Consider the following 17,650-nt stretch of genomic DNA (forward strand, 5'->3'; position numbering starts at 1 on the left):
TAGAGGTTGTTATGGCACAATTTGTAGTTATTGGTTTAGGTCGATTTGGTTTTGCGGCTTGTTTGGAATTAAAGCGGCTTGGAAACAAAGTGATAGGGGTAGATAGTCGCGAACGTGTGGTGAACCAAGTTGTTGAGCATATTGATTATGCCACCTCTTTAGACGCGACCGATGAAACGGCATTACGCCAACTAGATATTACGAGAAGCAAAGCGGTATTGGTCGCCATAGGTGAAAACCTAGAATCGAGCATTTTATGTGTACTGTCGTTAAAGAACTTAGGCGTTGAGCAAATTTGGGTTAAGGCCAGCTCAGAAGCGCATCATACAATTTTATCCCGCTTAGGCGTAACACGCGTGATCCGCCCTGAAGAAGAAATGGGGATCAGGGTCGCACAAACACTGAATTACCCCATGGTCAATCAATATATGCAATTGGGGCATGGTTTTTATATGGTGGAAGTCATCGTGAATAAATTAAGCTGCGGGCAGTCTTTGGCAACGCTATTAAAGTGTGCAAAGGGCGAAATCAAGGCTGTGTTAGTGCAGCGCGGCAAAGCGTGTTATAGCAATCCGGCAGAGTCATTTTTGATCAACGAAGATGATAAAGTGATCCTCAGCGGTCAGTTAAAAGCGTTAAATTCTATCGCGCTAAAACTGGGGGCGTAATGAAAACATGGAGTCCCCATTATTATCCCTATCCAAGTAGCCAGCCCAAAGCCCGCAAAAAGCCGCTGAGGGTAAGCCCCCCAGCAGTTCTGTTTATTGGGTTTTGTGGGCTGATAGCTTTAGGTACTATGTTGCTGTTGCTACCGATAGCACACACCCAAGATATCAAAGTGATGCAAGCGTTATTTACTGCAACTTCCGCGGTAACGGTAACAGGACTTGCGGTATTGAGTACGCCAAATGATTTTACGACCTTTGGCCATCTCGTTATTGCCAGTCTTATTCAAATCGGTGGACTGGGCTTTATGACCATTACGGTTGTGGTGCTGCGGGGGATGGGGCAGCAAATGGACATTAGTAAACAACTTATCGCAAAAGAAAGCTTTGGCATAGCTCGATTTGATCAGTTGGTTGATACAGCCAAATGCGTGTTAGTTTATGCACTGATCATCGAATCTATAGGATTTACCATTTTGCTTGCCCATTGGTATCAAACGCTACCGCTTGGTGATGCGATAATGCAAAGCTTCTTCTACACTATTTCGGCTTTTAACAATGCCGGCTTTGCATTGCATGATGACAGCCTAACCAGTTTTCGTGGTGATTGGGTCGTTAATCTTGTGATATCGGGATTATTTGTGATTGGCGGACTTGGATTTGTGGTGTTGATGGATGTAGTGAAAAGACGCCGTTGGAGCCGGTTTGGATCTGCCACTAAGTTAGTGTTGATAGCAACAGCGGTGTTAAATGTGCTGGCATTTAGCTTATTTTGGCTTTTTGAAGCAAATAACCCAGAGACCCTTGGAAATTTGCCGGTGTCTGAGCAAGTGATCACCGCCTGGATGCAAGCGGTAACGCCACGTACAGCGGGTTTTAACAGCATCGACTTTGCGCTGGTGAATGACGAAAGTACCGTGTTGACCATTTGGTTAATGATAATAGGGGGCGGCTCTATGAGTACCGCCAGTGGTCTTAAAATAACCACAGTGGTGGTGCTATTAATGGCAACTTACGCTTATTTGAGACGCAGAGATCAAGTCGCTATTGGACACAGACAGATCTCGCCTGAAACGGTATTTAAGGCGCTTAGTCTCACCGTGGTTTACTTTTTTACCGTGATGCTCGCAACCCTTATTTTAACGATCACCGAGAAGGCAAATTTAACGGATATCACGTTTGAAGCTGTGTCGGCATTGGGCACGGTTGGCTTGTCTCGAGGGATCACTGGCTCATTGTCTGAACCCGGTGAAGCGGTAATCATATTTTTAATGCTGATTGGACGCTTGGGGCCGTTAACCTTTCTATACTTGATCGCTCGCCCGAAAAGGGAGAATTTGAAGTATGCAAAAGCGGAAATTCAGGTAGGATAAGCAAAAAATAACGGAAATCATGATGAAGTATCCCAAACCGTTAAAAGCGGGCAGTAAAATTGCGATCACGGCATTCTCAGCGGGCGTACCTGCTGCTATGCACGCGAGATTAGACAACGCTTTGGATTATCTCGCGCAACAAGGTTTTGAACTCGTGGTTGGTGAATGCCTGCGAGACAACCACAACTACGTTAGCGCGGATGTCAAAATCCGTGCTAATGAGCTTATGGGATACTTACTCGATGACACAATAGACGCGATTATGCCGCCATGGGGCGGTGCAATTGCAATGGATTTACTGACATTACTGAATTGGGAAAAGTTGGCGCATGCTCAGCCAAAATGGCTCATCGGTTTCTCTGATGTCAGCACTTTGCTGAGCGCCGTGACTTGCAAACTAGGCTGGGCAAGTGTGCATGCAACTAACCTTATGCAATTAAATGTCCATCAACAAGACGCATTAACGGTTGGACTTTTTAACCATTTGAGGCGCGCGCCTAAGAACTCTTTTACGCAGTTTCCCTCGACACATTTTGAAGCTGAGCCACTCAATTTTGTTGATTTTCCCGATGCTGGATTTAACTTGTCCGCGAGCACTCAATGGCGTATTTTGGCCAATGACAATAACCGGCAGCAGTTTGCTGGTCGATTATTAGGCGGCTGTTTGGATATTCACATGTTATTGGCTGGTACGGAATATTTTGATCTGGACGCTTTTTCACAGGCGCACCCTGATGAGTCGATTATCTTATATTTTGAAAATGGCGAAATGCCGCCAGCGGCATACTATCGTGCGCTGCAAAGTATTAAATTACGAGGTTGGTTTTCGAAAGTCGCTGGAGTTTTGATTGGTCGAAATCCAGAACCGCTAGCACAAGATAGTGACTGGACGCACGTAGATGCATTGCAAAAAGTCTTTACTGGTTGCGATTTCCCCGTGCTATACGATGTGGATATAGGCCATCAAGCGCCGAATTTAACGCTTATTAACGGCGCTTATGCCGAAGTGATTGTTGGCGATACCTTTTCAATTACACAGACATTAATATGAATCTAGAATATAAAGTCGGCTCGATAGATGACCTTCTTGCGATAGAAAACCAAATTCCTGAATTTGCCACGCCAAGAAAGGGTGAGGAAGTCGTAGACAAACTGCGAGATAAACAACATTTATTGCTGGTGGCATACGCTCAAGGCAAGCCTGTAGGGTATAAGCTAGGTCGCGAACTGCCAAACAACGAGTTTTATAGCTGGTTAGGCGCGGTCATCCCCGAATATCGCGGCAAAGGTATTGCCAAGCAGTTGTTGGTGATGCAAGAAACTTGGTGTAAAGCGCAAGGCTATAGCGCCATTAGAGTAAAGTCGAGAAACCTATTCAAAAACATGCTATTGATGTTAATAAGCCGCGATTACCAGATTGTAAATTGTGAACAAATCAACGGCTCATCGGATTGCAAAATTCACTTTTATAAGCAATTACAAAAAGCCTAACCTTTGATATTAGGCTTTATTGTTACCAGATGAGCTAGTGGCGCTTCGTCGCCATATTCCAGCTAATATCGAGCCGCTGACATTATGCCAAATAGAAAATAGGGTACCTGCTACGGCCGCTGTAGGAGTAAAGAACTTCATGGCAAGCGCAACAGCAAGCCCCGAGTTTTGCATACCCACCTCAAAGGCCATGGTGCGACATACCTTCTCGTCAAAACCGAGCCGTTTCGGAATGAAATAGCCCAAAAGTAGTCCTGTAGTATTGTGCAGGATCACGGCAACCAGCATAACGAGCCCGATGCTTTGAAGTTTAGGTTGATTAAGAGCAACGATCACTGCAATGATAAAAACGATTGAAAGCATTGAAAGTAAAGGCAGTATCGGAGTTGTTTTGATAATAGAATGCGCCAGTGGCTTGGCAAGCAATGTATTGAAAGTAACGCCCACAGCCACCGGAAGTAGCACAATTTTTAGCAGGCTCGTCAACATATCAGAAAACTGAATATCAACCACCTGGCCTATCATCAATGTGGTTAGTAGTGGGGTTAAGAATACGCCGAGTAAAGTACTAATCGCGGTCATAGAAATCGATAACGCGACATCTCCTTTGGCGAGATAACACAAAACGTTACTTGCCGTGCCGCCAGCAACCGTGCCAACTAAAATCATACCAATTAGTAGGTCGGTTTCTAGGTTCATTGTGGTTGCAATCAAGTAAGCAACACTCGGCATCACAGTAAATTGAAGTAGCACACTAACGCAAATGGCTTTTTTGTTGTCGAGCACGCGTAAAAAGTCTTTTGTAGTGAGGGTTAAACCCATTGTAAGCATGATCAACATTAATAACGGAATAATACCGCCTTTAAATGCGCTAAATAGAGTTGGAAAAAGATAGGCAACTATTGAGCAAATAACGGCCCAGATTGGAAAGAGCTGTACTATTTTACTCATTTTTCGCCTTTAGTTCCGAGTTTGCTGTACAGAAGGGCTGCAAAAATAATAGCACTACCAATACCAAGGCGAACGAGGTCAGCTTCTCGGTTCCAAATCAGCAAATTGACAATGATCCCAGCTGGGATCAGCACATTGTTCATTACCGCGAGTTCACCCACCGAGACGCGGGTCAGTCCTAAGTTCCAGACGTAATATCCTACGCCTGAAGCAATCAAGCCTAAATAAATCAGTATTCCCCATTGTAGATTAGTACTTGGGAGTTGCTGGGTATTGCCGAATAACATAAACCCAATGGCGAGCACGAGGGACGCACCAATAAAGAAAAAACCGAAACTTTGATGGTGTACCAGCTGGTAATGGTTACTTAAGCGTTTGTAACTTACTTGGCCTATCGCAAAGCAAAGGTTTGCGCCTTGCACTAGTAGCAAGCCAAAAAGGTAATCGCTAGTAAGCTCTGTAAATCTAATGGTGATTGCACCAATGATAGCTATGAGTGCAGACAGCAAAAAGGTGGCATTGAACGAGCGGTTTAGTAAGTCATTGAGTGCAGTAATATAGATGGGTGTCATCACAGTGAATAGCAACACTTCAGGTACGCTTAGGTATAAAAAAGAATGATAGTAAAAGCCATACATCAGACCAATCTGCACTGCACCGATTGCCATCAGCTTGATTATCAACTCTTTATTCACTGAGTTCAATTTCAAAAATGGAATAAACACAATTGCAGCAAGCAAGGTTCTAGATAAAGCGCTAAACCAAGCATCGACTTGGCCTGCCAAATAGACACCAATTAAAGAAAACGAGAACGCCCAAAGTAAAGTAACAATCCAAAGTAATGGCATGGTTAATTAGTTGTAATTTTTAATCCCGCAATTGTATCACGAGTGTCGTAGAAAATTGACTGTTCGAAAAAAGCGATGATAACAATCTTTATAATGTGATTTTAATTTATGGTTATTCGCATAGAATGGCCTGTGTATTCACACTTACATCCCTTCATTGTTTTACCTATGATGTGTTTGGCCGCCGCTGCGGCCTTTTTTTATTTAGTCTATTATTTCGATAATCTCTACAGCTGACTCTCAGCGTTTAAATCCCTTGCCATCAAGTCGAATGAACATGGCCTTCTGAACTTGTTGTGAATTTTATGTTTTTATTGGGTTAAAATAATTGAATTTTTTATTTTTATTGTGTAGTTTATTTTTTAACCAAGGTTTCTTGGTTGTTAACATAATAAATATAAGGAGAGCAAGATGAAACAAAAAATAACTAAGATACTTGCAGCTATTGCACTAGTTGGTACCTGCAGCGTTGGCGCAACAGAGTTGAATTGCGACCTACAAGTGAAAAGAGGTGGCAACGTCATCGGTAACGGACAAACCTGCTTTGGTATGGACTTCTCATTTGGCAACTCAACTACAGGTAAATTTTACTTAACAAATATCAGCAAGCCGATTAACAAAGTGATTTGGAATGGTGATGCAAACTGCTCCGGAGGTGTTGAATGTGCACTTACTGTTTATGCGTATCAAACACATGCAGCAACGGCGACTATTTTATACAAAGATGGCACATACGAAGAAACGAATGTATCACGTATCTCGTATGAAACTGGTCACTAAAAATTACTTAACTTATTCTTAATCAAAGGAAATAATAATGAAATCAACATTAATTGCTTCAGTATTGGTTGTACTAGGTGGTCTGTCTTTTAGTTCACAAGCGGCAGATTTAAAATGCTCTTTGAACGTGAAATCAGGCGGTAATGTGTGGGGTAATAATACTAGCTATTGTTCTGGAATTGATTTTTCTTTCGGTAATTCAACTTCTGGTAAGTTCTATATCGCAAATGCCACTAAAGCGATTAGTAAAGTAATTTGGAATGGTGATGCGAACTGCAGCGGTGGTACGACGTGTAACATGACCATTCGTGCTTATCGTCAGTACAATGCGACTGCAACTATTCTTTATACTGATGGTACATACGAGACGACAAACTCTGCTCATATTGATTATGAAACAGGGTTCTAAGTCTCGACTTTTATAATAAAACAGCGGGAAAGCCTTTTCCCGCTTTAGGTATTAACCTAACAAAGCCTCAGGGTTGAAGGAAGAAAACCGTTCAGACACATCTATAAGCGTTGGCATAAAGGGCATGACACCTTTGTGTTCACAAGTAAACGCACCACATTTCACAGCAAAGCTAAGTGCCTTTTTTACGGTTGGGAAGTTTTGCACTAGTGTATCTTTTGAGATCCCATGTTGGCTGAGTTGAAATAGAAACCCTGCCATTAAGCTATCCCCAGCGCCGGTTGTATCAACCGCATCAATAGTAGGAGAGGCGACGGAATAAAAGTCTTTAGCTGTTAATATACTGCAAGGGTTTGGCCCATCGCTTGAGATCACCGCTTGTACGCCGACACTAAGTAACCAATCTAAATAGCTAGCCTCTCTCATGTTCTTTTCTTCAGCAAGATATCTCAGCTCATCTTTACTTACTTTTAATATGTCGACATAGGGGTAGCAAGCCTCTATACGCTCGGATAAGCAAGATAAGTCCTGCCATAGATTCAAGCGCAGGTTAACATCAAATGAAATTAATTGATTATGAGCCGCAGCAGACTTTAATAACGCCATGGTGGTACTTGTCACTTCTGCATCGGTAAGCGTGTTGGAGCAAAAATGAAATATCCCGTGATCTGGCCATTGCAAATGCTCAAAGTCTTTTGGGCGGATTGCAATATCAGCGGTACTGTTGCGGTAAAACGAAAAGCTTCGTTCTCCTTGAGCGTCTAGGTGGACGATAGCCAAGGCGGTTTGCGCTCCTTTTATGGATACACAATATTCGGTTCCAACAGCATATAGCGCCAAGGTTGATTTTAATTGCAGCGAAAAGGGATCTTCAGCAAAACCTCCCACAAACCGAGCACTGCCACCAAGTTTAGCAAAGCCTACCGCCACATTCGCTGGAGCGCCGCCAGCAATAGGTTTAAAGCTACCGTCGCCGGTAGGTAACAAATCGATAAGCATCTCGCCAAAACATGTTAATTGCATAACTACTACCCCTAATTAGAAACGGTATTTTAAAGTGACAGACGTAGTTCTGCCGTTAATACTGCGAGCGCGAATAATATTGTTAGTTGGAATTACACCTTCCTCGGCTTCTGTTAATCCAGTGGTATCAAAGAGATTGTTTACGTTTAACGCGATATTGAAGCGTTCAGTCAGATCATAACTTGCAAACGCGTTGACCTGAGTGTAACCGTCAAATTTTAACTCGTTGTTGTCTTGTGCGTACGCGTCAGTGGTGCCGATTAGGCTTAAACCGATAGCACCTTGATCGAAGTTATATTTACCCAATAAGGAATAAACAAAGTCAGCTTGCCGTCTTGGCGTGTTACCCTCGACTTCGGGAGTGAGTGCATCTTTTGCGATTTCAGCATCGGTCCAAGTTAAGCTACCTCGTAAGTCGAAGGAGCCAATAAAATAGACACCTTCAAGTTCAATACCTTGTGCTTCGTATTGCCTGTCAAAGAACTTTTGGCTGGTTGCCTCAAAGTTTTGCTCTTCTGTTTCGGCGTAAAATAAAGTTGCAAATAGACGACCTTGTTCAAACTTTTGTTTGATACCAAATTCATATTGTGTCACTTCATCCACAGCGTCTTCATCAGCAACACTGCCATCAATATTCACTTTACCGAACAATAGTCTGTCTGCATTTGCACGACCGCCCTCACTAAATCTGCCGAATATGGCGCTGCTTGAGGTCATTTGGTAGTTTGCGCCGACAGAGTAACTTGTGTAGCTCCAATCGTAATTAACTACATTGGGGTTAGCGAGATCGATGGCTGCAACTTGCTCCTCTGGCTTCGAAATAGTGCCATCACGGTTGATATCTACACGAGATGTTACAGCACCTGCAAATGTACCTGTCGCTTTACCTGAATCATGACGCACACTCGCATCAACTGAAATATCGCCGAGCTTTGTTGAAAAGGCGATATATGGGGCACGAGTATCGTATTCAGTGTCGTAGTTGCGCTGGCAGCAATTTCCCCAATAGGGCGTACCGTAGGCATATAATCCGTTTTCAGAATATGCAGTGCCATCCGCAGCGGCCACGTTGACAAGCGCTGCGTTATCTCCTTTAACCTCGAGCAAGTATGAATTCCATAACCAAGACATATTGATATTTTGCGATGACATGAAGTAGCCGAAGGTGAGTGACGTGTCAGTACCAAATGACTTGGTGAGCTTTAGGTCATTCATAATGTTGTCGAAATCATTCATTTCCACTTCGAAGGTATGAACGCGCATTAGTAGTGCTTGATTGAACGCTTGATCTGCTTTTGGTCCGTTGGCAAAGGTGAGTGTTGCACCGGTATCGGCTATGCTCTCGGCAATTGCTTGGCTATTAGCGACCTCAGCAGGGAAAGGCGACATAAATGTGCCTGAGATACTCGACTTTCTGGACCTGTTTTCGATTTGCCAATCATTACCTAGTTTGAAATTTGCTTCAAAGCCGATACTATCAACAACAGGGTGCATTCCGTCTCGCATATCCCCTTGACGAATTTGATTGTTACCACCTAAGCCTTGCGTGGCGGTGAAATAAACAGAGTGAGGTGTATCTGACAGTACATCAAAGCCGCTGATGGAGTCGCCATTAGAATACATTGGCATAGGAAGGTAGCCTGCTGTTTTATCATCAAGGTGTTTTACATATAAACGAACGTAGCCACTTTCAAATTCCTTGGTGATATTGGCTTTGAGTTGGCCGCCTTTATTTGCGGTATAGCCGGTGTCACGTGGGCCTTCACCTTGACGCACAAAGCCACCAATATGAAATTTTATGTTGTCACTTAAATAACTCCCATACTCAAAATCAGTTCTAAACTCGTCATAATCTACACCAAACGTGGTGACAACACTGCCTGACTCATTTTCACCCGTTTTTGAAATCAAGTTGATAATGCCTCCGGGAGCGTCGCTGGCGGCAGTCGAAGCCGAGCCACCACGAATAGACTCGATTGACTCCACGGTATTATCAAGGCGCATAAAAATATCGGCGTTACCAAAAGCAATGTCACCAAACTGCAAAATAGGCAAGCCATCTTCTTGTAACTGCAAAAATTTAGCGCCACCGGATGCGACAGGAAGACCACGTACAGCGATATTTGCATTACCTTCACCACCGGTTGATTCAGACCTTACACCAGGAATTAGTTTGAATGCTTCAGCGGTAGTTCTGGGGGTTGCAACAGAGATTTGTTCCAGTCCTATGCTGCTAACAGAAACACTCGATGCCATAATGGTTGTTCGCTTTGGTACACCCGTTACGACTATTTTCTCGAAGCCATCGGCAGGCGTAGTGTGTGCTTTTTCTTCAGCGGCCGCCGAGTGAGAGATTGCAAGCGTGAGTGCGCTGAGTGTAAATAGGGTGGTTTTGATTGTTGTCATCATTTGCCTCTTGTTATCGTTGTCAAACTCGTGCGGTCTATTAAAAATAAACTTAATCGATTAAGTTTATTTTTAGCACAATTTAATTTGGTTGCAATTAAAAATTAATCAATAATTCAAACAAAATTTTAATGCTTTGGTTTTTATGAATTTTAACCCGCGAAAAATTTGTGGTTGGAGGGGTTAAACTCGCTGCAACTTAGCGTTTTTGCTCAATAGTAAGCGGGCAGGGTCCTTTAACCAGTTGTACAGCATGGCCGCAAAGAGTAAAAATGCAAACCCGGTCGCAAGTACAAAGCCATAGCTAACATGGCCAAAGTAATCGCTCACCATACCCATCAGAAGTGGTGCTAGCGCAGCAGAAAGTGCGGTGAAGAACAACATCACACCAGCAACAGAGCCATGCTGAGCTTTGTCAAAACAAGAGATCCCTTTTGAGTTTAATGTTGGGTAAATCATAGACATAAATAAACCACTTAGCGGGAGCGTATAGATAGCGGCATTAACACCATAAAGATAAGTTAAAAAATAGCATACAAATATAGCAAAGCTCAGCGCTAGCATTACGCTTTGCCAACGGTACTTAGCGAGTAACCATACAGCCATAAAGCGACCTACTGCACGTAAAATAAAAAAGATGGTGAGGGCATAAGTTGCAAGCCAAGTTAAATCACCTTGGTAATCCTGTAATAAAGTGGGCATCCAGACATAAATTGCGACTTCAGTTGCAACGTAGAGTGCTATGGCGAGGGAAAAGCCAAGTGCATATTTGTTCTTGAGCATCGCTGCTGTGTGTGAGAGGCCCGCATTGTTTTGTGCATGAGCGGTATTAAACTTGGGAAACTCAGTGCTTAAAGTCACGATACTGAGTATTAAGCACAGCCCACCAGCAAGCACATAAAGATAGGTCCAACTCACCCCCTGTATCAATAGATAACTGACAATTGCAGGGCCAATTATCGCGCCGATGGCAAAGAAGCCTTCGACTTTATTCATGGTTTGAGTATGTTCTTGTGCGCCGTCAGAAATGTCGCCTAGAAGAGCGAGGGCCCCTGTTTTAAATAGGCCAATGGCTAATCCAATCACACATAAAAGCATTAAAAATATGGTGAAAGTTTCACCCAGTGCGAACAAGAAACATGCGGATGAAAATAGCATGAGGCCAATTAACACCGTGAGCTTACGACCTATTTTATCTGCCAAAAATCCTAAACATAAGCCGCTAAAGGCAATTAAAATCATTGGCGCATAGTGAAAGGCGCTGGCTTGGGTCATGCTAAGTTGATATTCGCTGATCAGTGTTGGAATGATCACGCCAACGGCGTCTGATGTCATCGCAAACATCAAAAACATCATATAAGTTAACCAGCGCAATGTGTTGAGCTGAGTGTGATTCGACTTGCTGCTCATTGTTCACCTCTTGAAGGGCTTTGTTATGTAGCTGGTCTACTTCTTTACATAAGACTGAGTGTAATACTAATCTGCATTAAGCGAATTATTTTTAGTAGAACGCTACGATAAAACTTGATTATTGTTTGTTCATGATTAAAGATATAGCTTAATCGATTAAGTCTCAACTTTTTTAATGAGTAAATTATGAAAAACCAAGTTCAGTTGATCACGTATGCTGACCGCCTGTCTGGCGGCGGCCTTGCACAATTAAATACGTTACTAACGGGCCCGTTAGCTGGACTATTTGGTGGTGTCCACATTTTGCCTTTTTACTATCCAATTGATGGTAGTGACGCAGGTTTCGACCCGATTGACCATGCCAAAGTCGACGAACGATTGGGCGATTGGCAACATATTAAGTTGATTGCTGAGCACTATGAGGTAATGGCAGATCTTATCGTTAACCATGTGTCAGGAGAGTCAGCAGAATTTGCAGATGTGTTGGCTCATGGCCAAGAGTCACAGTTTTGGTCGATGTTTTTAAAAGAAGAAGATGTCTTTCCTGATGGCATCACGCAAGCACAAGCGCAAGCAATTTATCGTCCGAGGCCAGGAAGTTGCTTTTCTAAAAAGGTGTTAGTGAGTGGCGAAGTTGTGGATTTTTGGACCACTTTTACTGATAACCAAATTGATATTAATGTTGAGTCAGAAGCGGGGCGCGCTTATTTAGAAAAAGTCTTAACATTGTTTGCAGACAGTGGAGTGAAAATTATTCGACTAGATGCCGCAGGATATGCAATCAAACGCGCAAATACCAGCTGTTTTATGACTGATGAGGCCTTTGCTTTTATCAATCAATTATCTAAGCGCGCCAATGAACTTGGCATGGAAACCATTGCCGAAATTCACAGTTATTACAAAACTCAAGTAGAGGTTGCCAGCAAAGTCGACCGTGTTTATGATTTTGCGCTCCCTCCGCTTATTTTACACAGTTTATTCAATAAAGATTTTTCGGCTTTAGCCAAGTGGTTGGACATTGCGCCGCGTAATTGTCTAACGGTGCTGGATACTCATGACGGAATTGGCATTATTGACGCAGGGCCTGAAGGGGATAAACCAGGGTTACTCGATGCCAATCAAATTGATGCTTTGGTTGAGCAGATCCATAGCAACAGTAATGGTCAAAGCCGCAAGGCAACCGGCGCTGCAGCGAGCAATGTCGACTTGTATCAAGTCAATTGCAGTTATTATGAAGCCTTAGGGAAGCATGATTTTTATTATTTAGTAGCAAGAGCAGTTCAGTTCTTTTGCCCTGGAGTACCACAAGTTTATTACGGTGGTCTATTGGCGATGGAAAATGACATGGCGCTCCTTGAAAAAAGTAATGTTGGGCGCGATATCAACCGCCCTTATTTGGATGTAGTGATGGTGGAAGCTGCACTCGATAAACCTGTCGTGAAGGGTCTGCAAACTCTAATTAAACTGCGTAATACTTGCTGCGCATTTGATGGCAATTTTGCAGTAACATGCCAAGGCTCAAATCTGGTTATAACTTGGGAGGGCAATAATGCCAAAGCGGAGTTGCGAGTTGATCTCGCAAAAGATGAAGCCATGATTAAAACTTCTGAAAACGCAACAGAGCAGAGCTATAACATTCAATCGCTGCTTTTCTAACCATAGCGAGGAGCCAAAGTTGCGCGTAGAAAGCTGGCTTTAAGTTCCTCAACATCGATTATCCTTGGTAGCGGCTCGCAATCTTAGTTGAGCTGCTATGTATAGATAAATATCAACAAAGCGTAATTGACATAGCGGATTATCTATATAACAATAAAGTTATATAATTATTTTGTTATGTAATGATGAAGATACTTTTTCTTTGTTCTGGAAACTCAACGCGGTCAATTTTAGCGCAGGCGCTAACTAACTTTCATGGCGGTTCGGATGTTCATGCCTATAGTGCAGGCACTAAGCCGAGCACCGTGAATGCGACTACGCTTTCAATGCTACGCCGTTTAGGGATTAATACGGACAATCTGTACAGTAAACACCTCAATGAGTATAAGGACGAACACTTTGATGTGGTGGTAACCTTATGCTCTGAAGTGCAATCTGAATGCGAAGGTAAACTGCAAGGAGAACATGTCCTTGCGTGGGATATTGCGAGTCCAGCTGAGCGAAATCGCAATAATGCTTATGAGCAAACCTTGTTCGACATCAATGAACAAGTTATTTCCCTACTACGCGAAGGTAAGCCACAACATACGCTACTTACACCCTTGCAATTTTATAAATCCTTAGCGGATGAGATCCGCTTAAAAACGCTTGCCATGTTGATGGTGGAAGGTGAGCTATGTGTTTGCGAGCTAATGGCTGCGCTTGAACAAGATAGCCAACCCAAGGTGTCACGGCATTTGGCGCAGCTAAAGAAGGCTGGAATTCTATGTGATCGCAAGCAAAAACAATGGGTATTTTATTCTATAAACCCAACGCTACCGCTATGGATGAAGGCGGTGATAAACGCCACGGTTATGCATCAACCAGATTATATAAAAGCTGAGTTAGTGAGGCTAAATGCGATGGGCGAACGGCCAATACGCATGGCAACTTGCTGTAACTAATAATTAGATTTTGGAGTTCTTATGACAATTAAAGTAGGGATCAATGGTTTTGGTCGAATGGGGCGTTTGGCGCTTCGCGCTAGCTTTGACTGGCCTGAAATCGAGTTTGTACAAATTAACGATCCTGCGGGCAATGCAGAAACCCTAGCACACTTGCTAGAGTTTGATTCTGTCCATGGTAAATGGCATCACAGTGTGTCTTTTCAAGATGAACAGATCCAAATAGGTGAAACAGTGTTGTCGGTGACTCAAAACAAAGAGATTGCGCAAACCGACTGGTCTCAATGTGACGTCGTGATCGAAGCATCCGGCAAAATGAAAACCAAAGCTTTGCTGCAACAGTATTTAGATCAAGGCGTTAAGCGTGTTGTTGTTACGGCACCGGTAAAAGAAGAAGGAGTATTGAATATTGTGATGGGAGTGAATGACCATCTATATGACGATATGCCCCACCAAATCGTTACAGCCGCTTCTTGTACCACAAACTGCTTAGCGCCCGTGGTAAAAGTCCTGCAACAAAATATCGGCATAAAGCACGGTTCGATGACGACTATTCATGACATAACCAATACGCAAACCATTTTGGATGCGCCACATAAGGATTTACGCCGCGCGCGGGCCTGTGGCATGAGTTTAATTCCGACAACAACGGGTTCAGCGACTGCTATTACCCATATCTTTCCAGAATTAAAAGGTAGGCTAAATGGTCACGCTGTTCGTATTCCGTTGGCGAATGCTTCACTAACAGACTGCGTTTTCGAGGTTGAGCGGCCAACTACAGTGGAAGAGATTAACCACTGGATGGCGCAAGCTGCTGCTACTGAGCTTAACGGAATTTTAGGCTATGAATCAAGACCATTAGTTTCTATTGACTATAAAACGGATCCTCGCTCTAGCATCGTCGATGCGTTATCTACAATGGTAGTTAATGGTACTCAGGTTAAGTTGTACGTGTGGTATGACAACGAGTGGGGCTATGCAAATCGTACCGCGGAATTAGTACGTAAAGTCGGATTGTCGTTAGGCGAATAAAGCATTATGCAGCTGCGCAATATACCTCAAAATATCAAGCAGTACCTCATTGTGACAGGCAACTATTGGGCGTTTACCTTAACGGATGGTGCGCTCAGAATGTTGGTGGTGCTTTACTTTCATCAATTGGGTTATAACCCGCTTGAAATTGCCATGCTATTTCTCTTTTATGAAATTTTTGGTGTTGTCACCAATTTAATTGGAGGATGGCTTGGCGCACGCATTGGCTTAAACCGCACCATGAATATTGGGTTAGGCATACAAATAGTGGCATTATTGATGTTGGTAGTACCAACGCACTGGCTCACCGTGCCTTATGTTATGGCAGCACAGGCGCTCTCAGGTATTGCCAAAGATCTCAATAAAATGAGTGCCAAAAGTGCGATAAAGGCCATCGTAAAATCGGGTGAAGAAGGGACCTTGTTTAAGTGGGTAGCAATACTTACCGGCTCTAAAAATGCGCTAAAAGGCGTCGGATTTTTTCTTGGCGGGCTGCTGCTTACCTTACTTGGCTTTACCGGCGCGATGTGGTTAATGGCAATCATGTTGCTATTAGTGTGGTTGTTTAGCCTTATCAGCTTAAAAAGCGATTTAGGCAAGGCTAAAAGCAAACCCAAATTTAGCGATGTATTTTCAAAAAGCCGAGCAATTAATATGCTGTCTGCCGCGCGATTGTTTTTATTTGCCGCACGGGATGTTTGGTTTGTGGTTGCGCTTCCAGTCTTTTTATCGCAGCAGTTCGGTTGGGATCATTGGTGGGTTGGTGGCTTTATGGCTACTTGGGTTATCGGTTATGGCATCGTGCAATCAACAACTCCTAGGTTTATTAGTCGTGATGAGTTTGCATCAACACCAAGTAAAGTCAGTGGATGGGCGTTGTATTTAGCGGCTATTCCGCTGTTGATTGCTATCTCACTTCAAGCGCAGCTCTGGACAAGCTTAGCCGTAGTAGGTGGACTTTTGCTCTTTGCTTTTGTGTTTGCTATCAATTCATCTCTTCATAGCTATCTTATTGTGAGTTTGGCCGATAGTGATGGAGTGTCACTTGATGTGGGCTTCTATTATATGGCGAACGCTATCGGGCGATTACTCGGTACTGTGCTATCAGGTTGGATCTTTTTGGAGTATGGTTTGGTGGCTTGTTTAGTGGTATCAAGTGTGATGTTGTTGTTGGCAGGGATCATTTCCTGCAGATTACCCAGGCGAGTCTAATTGATAGGGGGCAATTAACAGCTCTGCCCCATTTTTAAGGTATAGCCAAGCATAACTTTATCATCGCTTTTATCTAAGAAGAGTTTGGCTGCTTCTCGGCCTTTTTCTTCACTATTTTGATGAATGGTAGTTAAGCTGGGACTAAAGCGTAGCGCTTCATCAACGCCATCAAAACCAACGACTTTAAGATCCTGCGGTATCTTTACACCAAGTTTTTTGGCTTCTCTTAACAGCGGTAGTGCAATTAAGTCACTCATACACAGCACGGTATTAGGCCTTGGTGAGAGGTTAAGTAGTTCTTTTGCGGCGATATTTGCAAACCTTTCGCTGCTTTCAGGAATATTCCACACTCTGTCTTCGCCAAGTGTTAACCCACGCTCTTCAATGGCTTTGAGATATCCGCTATAACGCTGATGCGCAATAGAGGTCTCTATATCTGTTAGGTTCTGCTCATATACGCGGCATAGCAAATCAGTGTCTAATAATCTCAAACCAAAAATAGCAACATCACTATTGTCGTTTAATGCTTTACTCGCTACATCAAAGGCGGCTTGTTGGTTGTCGATATTAACACTGGCATGTGCGGGCAAATCAAAGTCAACCGTCACAACCTGTTTGCTAACATTCGCAAGATGCTCAATTAACTTGGGATTACGCGGGCGGCCATAACAAATTAAGCCGTCGACGAAATCGACAATGTCTCCGACATTATCTGCGGTGCCTGAGAACAAGAGTAGGTTAATATGCTGAGCTTCTAAAACGCTTGCAACTCCTCGCATAAAGCTACTTGCAACGGGATCTGATACCATATATTCAACGCTATCGGGTAGTACCAGCGCGACAATGTTAAACGAGCCCTTACGCAGCGATTGGGCTGCCTTGTTAGGTCCAAAATAACCCAATTCTTTACAGGCTTTTAGGATTTCTTCTCGTTTGGATTTAGAGAGTTGATCTGGTCTGTTAAAAGCATTCGATACAGTTGCATTTGACACACCTAATTCCGCCGCAATGCTTTTGAGCGTCCATTTTTTTTTGTCGTTACTCATTGGCAGGACCCCTTAATACAGTCAGGCATATGGCAATGGTTTAGTTCATCTTAACTAGTAAACACCTTAAATAACAAGCAATAATAGATTATTGTCGCAATCTAGTTTAAAGAAAATAGTCAATGAGGTATGATGCGCCATACTTTTATTGCAAATTGTTCTCATAATCAATGACATTAGATAAACTTTCCAAAAATAGCGCAGCGACCATCACTTCTCTTACCCATCCAGATACTGCGTTACTGAGTCGAATAATGGCACTTGGAATTATTCCTGGTGAGCAAATAGAAGTCATTAACGTCGCCCCACTTGGATGCCCGATGCAAGTGAAAATTGGTGACACCTTTGTGAGTGTGCGTAAGGCCGACGCACAGTTCGTTGAAATTGAAGTTTTATAAGTTATT

The 17,650-nt window shown here is 43.2% G+C and carries 17 protein-coding genes; 11 read left to right on the forward strand and 6 right to left on the reverse strand.

The features are described 5' to 3' along the window. Window positions 1–11 precede the first annotated feature (11 nt). From L3V43_RS07025 to L3V43_RS07040, 4 genes are read left to right on the forward strand one after another with little or no spacing between them, the layout of a single operon-like run. Window positions 12–668 (forward strand): TrkA family potassium uptake protein, encoded by a 657-nt coding sequence (locus L3V43_RS07025; protein WP_237116355.1) that lies wholly within the window; start codon window positions 12–14, stop codon window positions 666–668. Then, entirely contained in the window at window positions 668–2,038 is a 1,371-nt protein-coding gene (locus tag L3V43_RS07030; protein ID WP_237116354.1) for a TrkH family potassium uptake protein, read from the forward strand. The genes L3V43_RS07025 and L3V43_RS07030 overlap by 1 nt, the downstream gene beginning before the upstream one ends. Window positions 2,039–2,057: 19 nt before the next feature. Then, window positions 2,058–3,089 (forward strand): S66 peptidase family protein, encoded by a 1,032-nt coding sequence (locus tag L3V43_RS07035; RefSeq protein ID WP_237116353.1) that lies wholly within the window; start codon window positions 2,058–2,060, stop codon window positions 3,087–3,089. Further along, window positions 3,086–3,529, forward strand: a complete 444-nt coding sequence (locus L3V43_RS07040; RefSeq protein ID WP_237116352.1) for a GNAT family N-acetyltransferase — start codon at window positions 3,086–3,088, stop codon at window positions 3,527–3,529. Before L3V43_RS07035 ends, L3V43_RS07040 begins: the two co-directional genes overlap by 4 nt. Before the next feature lie 9 nt (window positions 3,530–3,538). Here the strand turns inward: L3V43_RS07040 and L3V43_RS07045 are convergent, their stop codons facing one another. Both L3V43_RS07045 and L3V43_RS07050 read right to left on the reverse strand, forming a co-directional pair. Further along, window positions 3,539–4,480 carry a bile acid:sodium symporter family protein gene (locus tag L3V43_RS07045; RefSeq protein ID WP_237116351.1) on the reverse strand — a complete coding sequence of 314 codons (942 nt, stop codon included), beginning with the start codon at window positions 4,478–4,480 and terminating at the stop codon, window positions 3,539–3,541. Then, on the reverse strand, window positions 4,477–5,328 hold the full coding sequence (locus tag L3V43_RS07050; protein WP_235367404.1) for an EamA family transporter: 852 nt from the start codon (window positions 5,326–5,328) through the stop codon (window positions 4,477–4,479). The genes L3V43_RS07045 and L3V43_RS07050 overlap by 4 nt, the downstream gene beginning before the upstream one ends. Window positions 5,329–5,739: 411 nt before the next feature. Between L3V43_RS07050 and L3V43_RS07055 the strand changes: the two genes are divergently transcribed. Together L3V43_RS07055 and L3V43_RS07060 are read left to right on the forward strand one after the other, a co-directional pair. Beyond that, window positions 5,740–6,108 (forward strand): hypothetical protein, encoded by a 369-nt coding sequence (locus tag L3V43_RS07055; protein ID WP_237116350.1) that lies wholly within the window; start codon window positions 5,740–5,742, stop codon window positions 6,106–6,108. A gap of 37 nt (window positions 6,109–6,145) precedes the next feature. Further along, window positions 6,146–6,517 (forward strand): hypothetical protein, encoded by a 372-nt coding sequence (locus L3V43_RS07060; protein ID WP_174169317.1) that lies wholly within the window; start codon window positions 6,146–6,148, stop codon window positions 6,515–6,517. Between the two features lie 51 nt (window positions 6,518–6,568). On the opposite strand, the gene L3V43_RS07065 is transcribed toward L3V43_RS07060, so the two are convergent. The 3 genes from L3V43_RS07065 to L3V43_RS07075 all read right to left on the reverse strand — a co-directional run bounded on the left by L3V43_RS07065 (window position 6,569) and on the right by L3V43_RS07075 (window position 11,356). Beyond that, window positions 6,569–7,540: a carbohydrate kinase gene (locus L3V43_RS07065; RefSeq protein ID WP_235367403.1), complete on the reverse strand. Its 972-nt coding sequence runs from the start codon at window positions 7,538–7,540 to the stop codon at window positions 6,569–6,571. Between the two features lie 15 nt (window positions 7,541–7,555). Beyond that, complete coding sequence (locus L3V43_RS07070) at window positions 7,556–9,946, reverse strand: TonB-dependent receptor (RefSeq protein WP_237116397.1); 2,391 nt, start codon at window positions 9,944–9,946, stop codon at window positions 7,556–7,558. Window positions 9,947–10,129: 183 nt separating this feature from the next. Continuing rightward, the gene (locus L3V43_RS07075; RefSeq protein WP_237116349.1) at window positions 10,130–11,356 is read right to left on the reverse strand and encodes an MFS transporter; all 1,227 of its coding nucleotides are present in this window, start codon (window positions 11,354–11,356) and stop codon (window positions 10,130–10,132) included. Window positions 11,357–11,542: 186 nt separating this feature from the next. On the opposite strand from L3V43_RS07075, the gene gtfA reads away from it, so the two are divergent. The 4 genes from gtfA (at window position 11,543) to arsJ (ending at window position 16,200) form a co-directional block, all read left to right on the forward strand. Next, window positions 11,543–13,012: a sucrose phosphorylase gene (gene gtfA, locus L3V43_RS07080; RefSeq protein WP_237116348.1), complete on the forward strand. Its 1,470-nt coding sequence runs from the start codon at window positions 11,543–11,545 to the stop codon at window positions 13,010–13,012. Between the two features lie 182 nt (window positions 13,013–13,194). Then, window positions 13,195–13,956 (forward strand): metalloregulator ArsR/SmtB family transcription factor, encoded by a 762-nt coding sequence (locus L3V43_RS07085; protein WP_237116347.1) that lies wholly within the window; start codon window positions 13,195–13,197, stop codon window positions 13,954–13,956. A gap of 21 nt (window positions 13,957–13,977) precedes the next feature. Continuing rightward, complete coding sequence (locus L3V43_RS07090) at window positions 13,978–14,988, forward strand: ArsJ-associated glyceraldehyde-3-phosphate dehydrogenase (protein ID WP_237116346.1); 1,011 nt, start codon at window positions 13,978–13,980, stop codon at window positions 14,986–14,988. Between the two features lie 6 nt (window positions 14,989–14,994). Continuing rightward, window positions 14,995–16,200, forward strand: coding sequence for an organoarsenical effux MFS transporter ArsJ (arsJ, locus tag L3V43_RS07095; RefSeq protein WP_237116345.1), 1,206 nt, complete (start codon window positions 14,995–14,997; stop codon window positions 16,198–16,200). Window positions 16,201–16,214: 14 nt separating this feature from the next. Here arsJ and L3V43_RS07100 read toward each other — a convergent pair whose 3' ends face one another. Beyond that, window positions 16,215–17,246 carry a LacI family DNA-binding transcriptional regulator gene (locus tag L3V43_RS07100; protein WP_237116344.1) on the reverse strand — a complete coding sequence of 344 codons (1,032 nt, stop codon included), beginning with the start codon at window positions 17,244–17,246 and terminating at the stop codon, window positions 16,215–16,217. A gap of 170 nt (window positions 17,247–17,416) precedes the next feature. Between L3V43_RS07100 and L3V43_RS07105 the strand changes: the two genes are divergently transcribed. Beyond that, the gene (locus L3V43_RS07105; RefSeq protein ID WP_010605304.1) at window positions 17,417–17,644 is read left to right on the forward strand and encodes a FeoA family protein; all 228 of its coding nucleotides are present in this window, start codon (window positions 17,417–17,419) and stop codon (window positions 17,642–17,644) included. Window positions 17,645–17,650 lie beyond the last annotated feature (6 nt).

It is taken from the genome of Pseudoalteromonas sp. L23 (genome assembly GCF_021728455.1).
GTDB lineage: Bacteria > Pseudomonadota > Gammaproteobacteria > Enterobacterales > Alteromonadaceae > Pseudoalteromonas.

Bases quoted from the DNA above. Each gene is read 5' to 3' on its own strand.
- L3V43_RS07025 (WP_237116355.1), top strand. From the start codon at position 12: ATGGCACAATTTGTAGTTATTGGTTTAGGTCGATTTGGTTTTGCGGCT.
- L3V43_RS07030 (WP_237116354.1), top strand. From the start codon at position 668: ATGAAAACATGGAGTCCCCATTATTATCCCTATCCAAGTAGCCAGCCC.
- L3V43_RS07035 (WP_237116353.1), top strand. From the start codon at position 2,058: ATGATGAAGTATCCCAAACCGTTAAAAGCGGGCAGTAAAATTGCGATC.
- L3V43_RS07040 (WP_237116352.1), top strand. From the start codon at position 3,086: ATGAATCTAGAATATAAAGTCGGCTCGATAGATGACCTTCTTGCGATA.
- L3V43_RS07045 (WP_237116351.1), bottom strand. From the start codon at position 4,480: ATGAGTAAAATAGTACAGCTCTTTCCAATCTGGGCCGTTATTTGCTCA.
- L3V43_RS07050 (WP_235367404.1), bottom strand. From the start codon at position 5,328: ATGCCATTACTTTGGATTGTTACTTTACTTTGGGCGTTCTCGTTTTCT.
- L3V43_RS07055 (WP_237116350.1), top strand. From the start codon at position 5,740: ATGAAACAAAAAATAACTAAGATACTTGCAGCTATTGCACTAGTTGGT.
- L3V43_RS07060 (WP_174169317.1), top strand. From the start codon at position 6,146: ATGAAATCAACATTAATTGCTTCAGTATTGGTTGTACTAGGTGGTCTG.
- L3V43_RS07065 (WP_235367403.1), bottom strand. From the start codon at position 7,540: ATGCAATTAACATGTTTTGGCGAGATGCTTATCGATTTGTTACCTACC.
- L3V43_RS07070 (WP_237116397.1), bottom strand. From the start codon at position 9,946: ATGACAACAATCAAAACCACCCTATTTACACTCAGCGCACTCACGCTT.
- L3V43_RS07075 (WP_237116349.1), bottom strand. From the start codon at position 11,356: ATGAGCAGCAAGTCGAATCACACTCAGCTCAACACATTGCGCTGGTTA.
- gtfA (WP_237116348.1), top strand. From the start codon at position 11,543: ATGAAAAACCAAGTTCAGTTGATCACGTATGCTGACCGCCTGTCTGGC.
- L3V43_RS07085 (WP_237116347.1), top strand. From the start codon at position 13,195: ATGATGAAGATACTTTTTCTTTGTTCTGGAAACTCAACGCGGTCAATT.
- L3V43_RS07090 (WP_237116346.1), top strand. From the start codon at position 13,978: ATGACAATTAAAGTAGGGATCAATGGTTTTGGTCGAATGGGGCGTTTG.
- arsJ (WP_237116345.1), top strand. From the start codon at position 14,995: ATGCAGCTGCGCAATATACCTCAAAATATCAAGCAGTACCTCATTGTG.
- L3V43_RS07100 (WP_237116344.1), bottom strand. From the start codon at position 17,246: ATGAGTAACGACAAAAAAAAATGGACGCTCAAAAGCATTGCGGCGGAA.
- L3V43_RS07105 (WP_010605304.1), top strand. From the start codon at position 17,417: ATGACATTAGATAAACTTTCCAAAAATAGCGCAGCGACCATCACTTCT.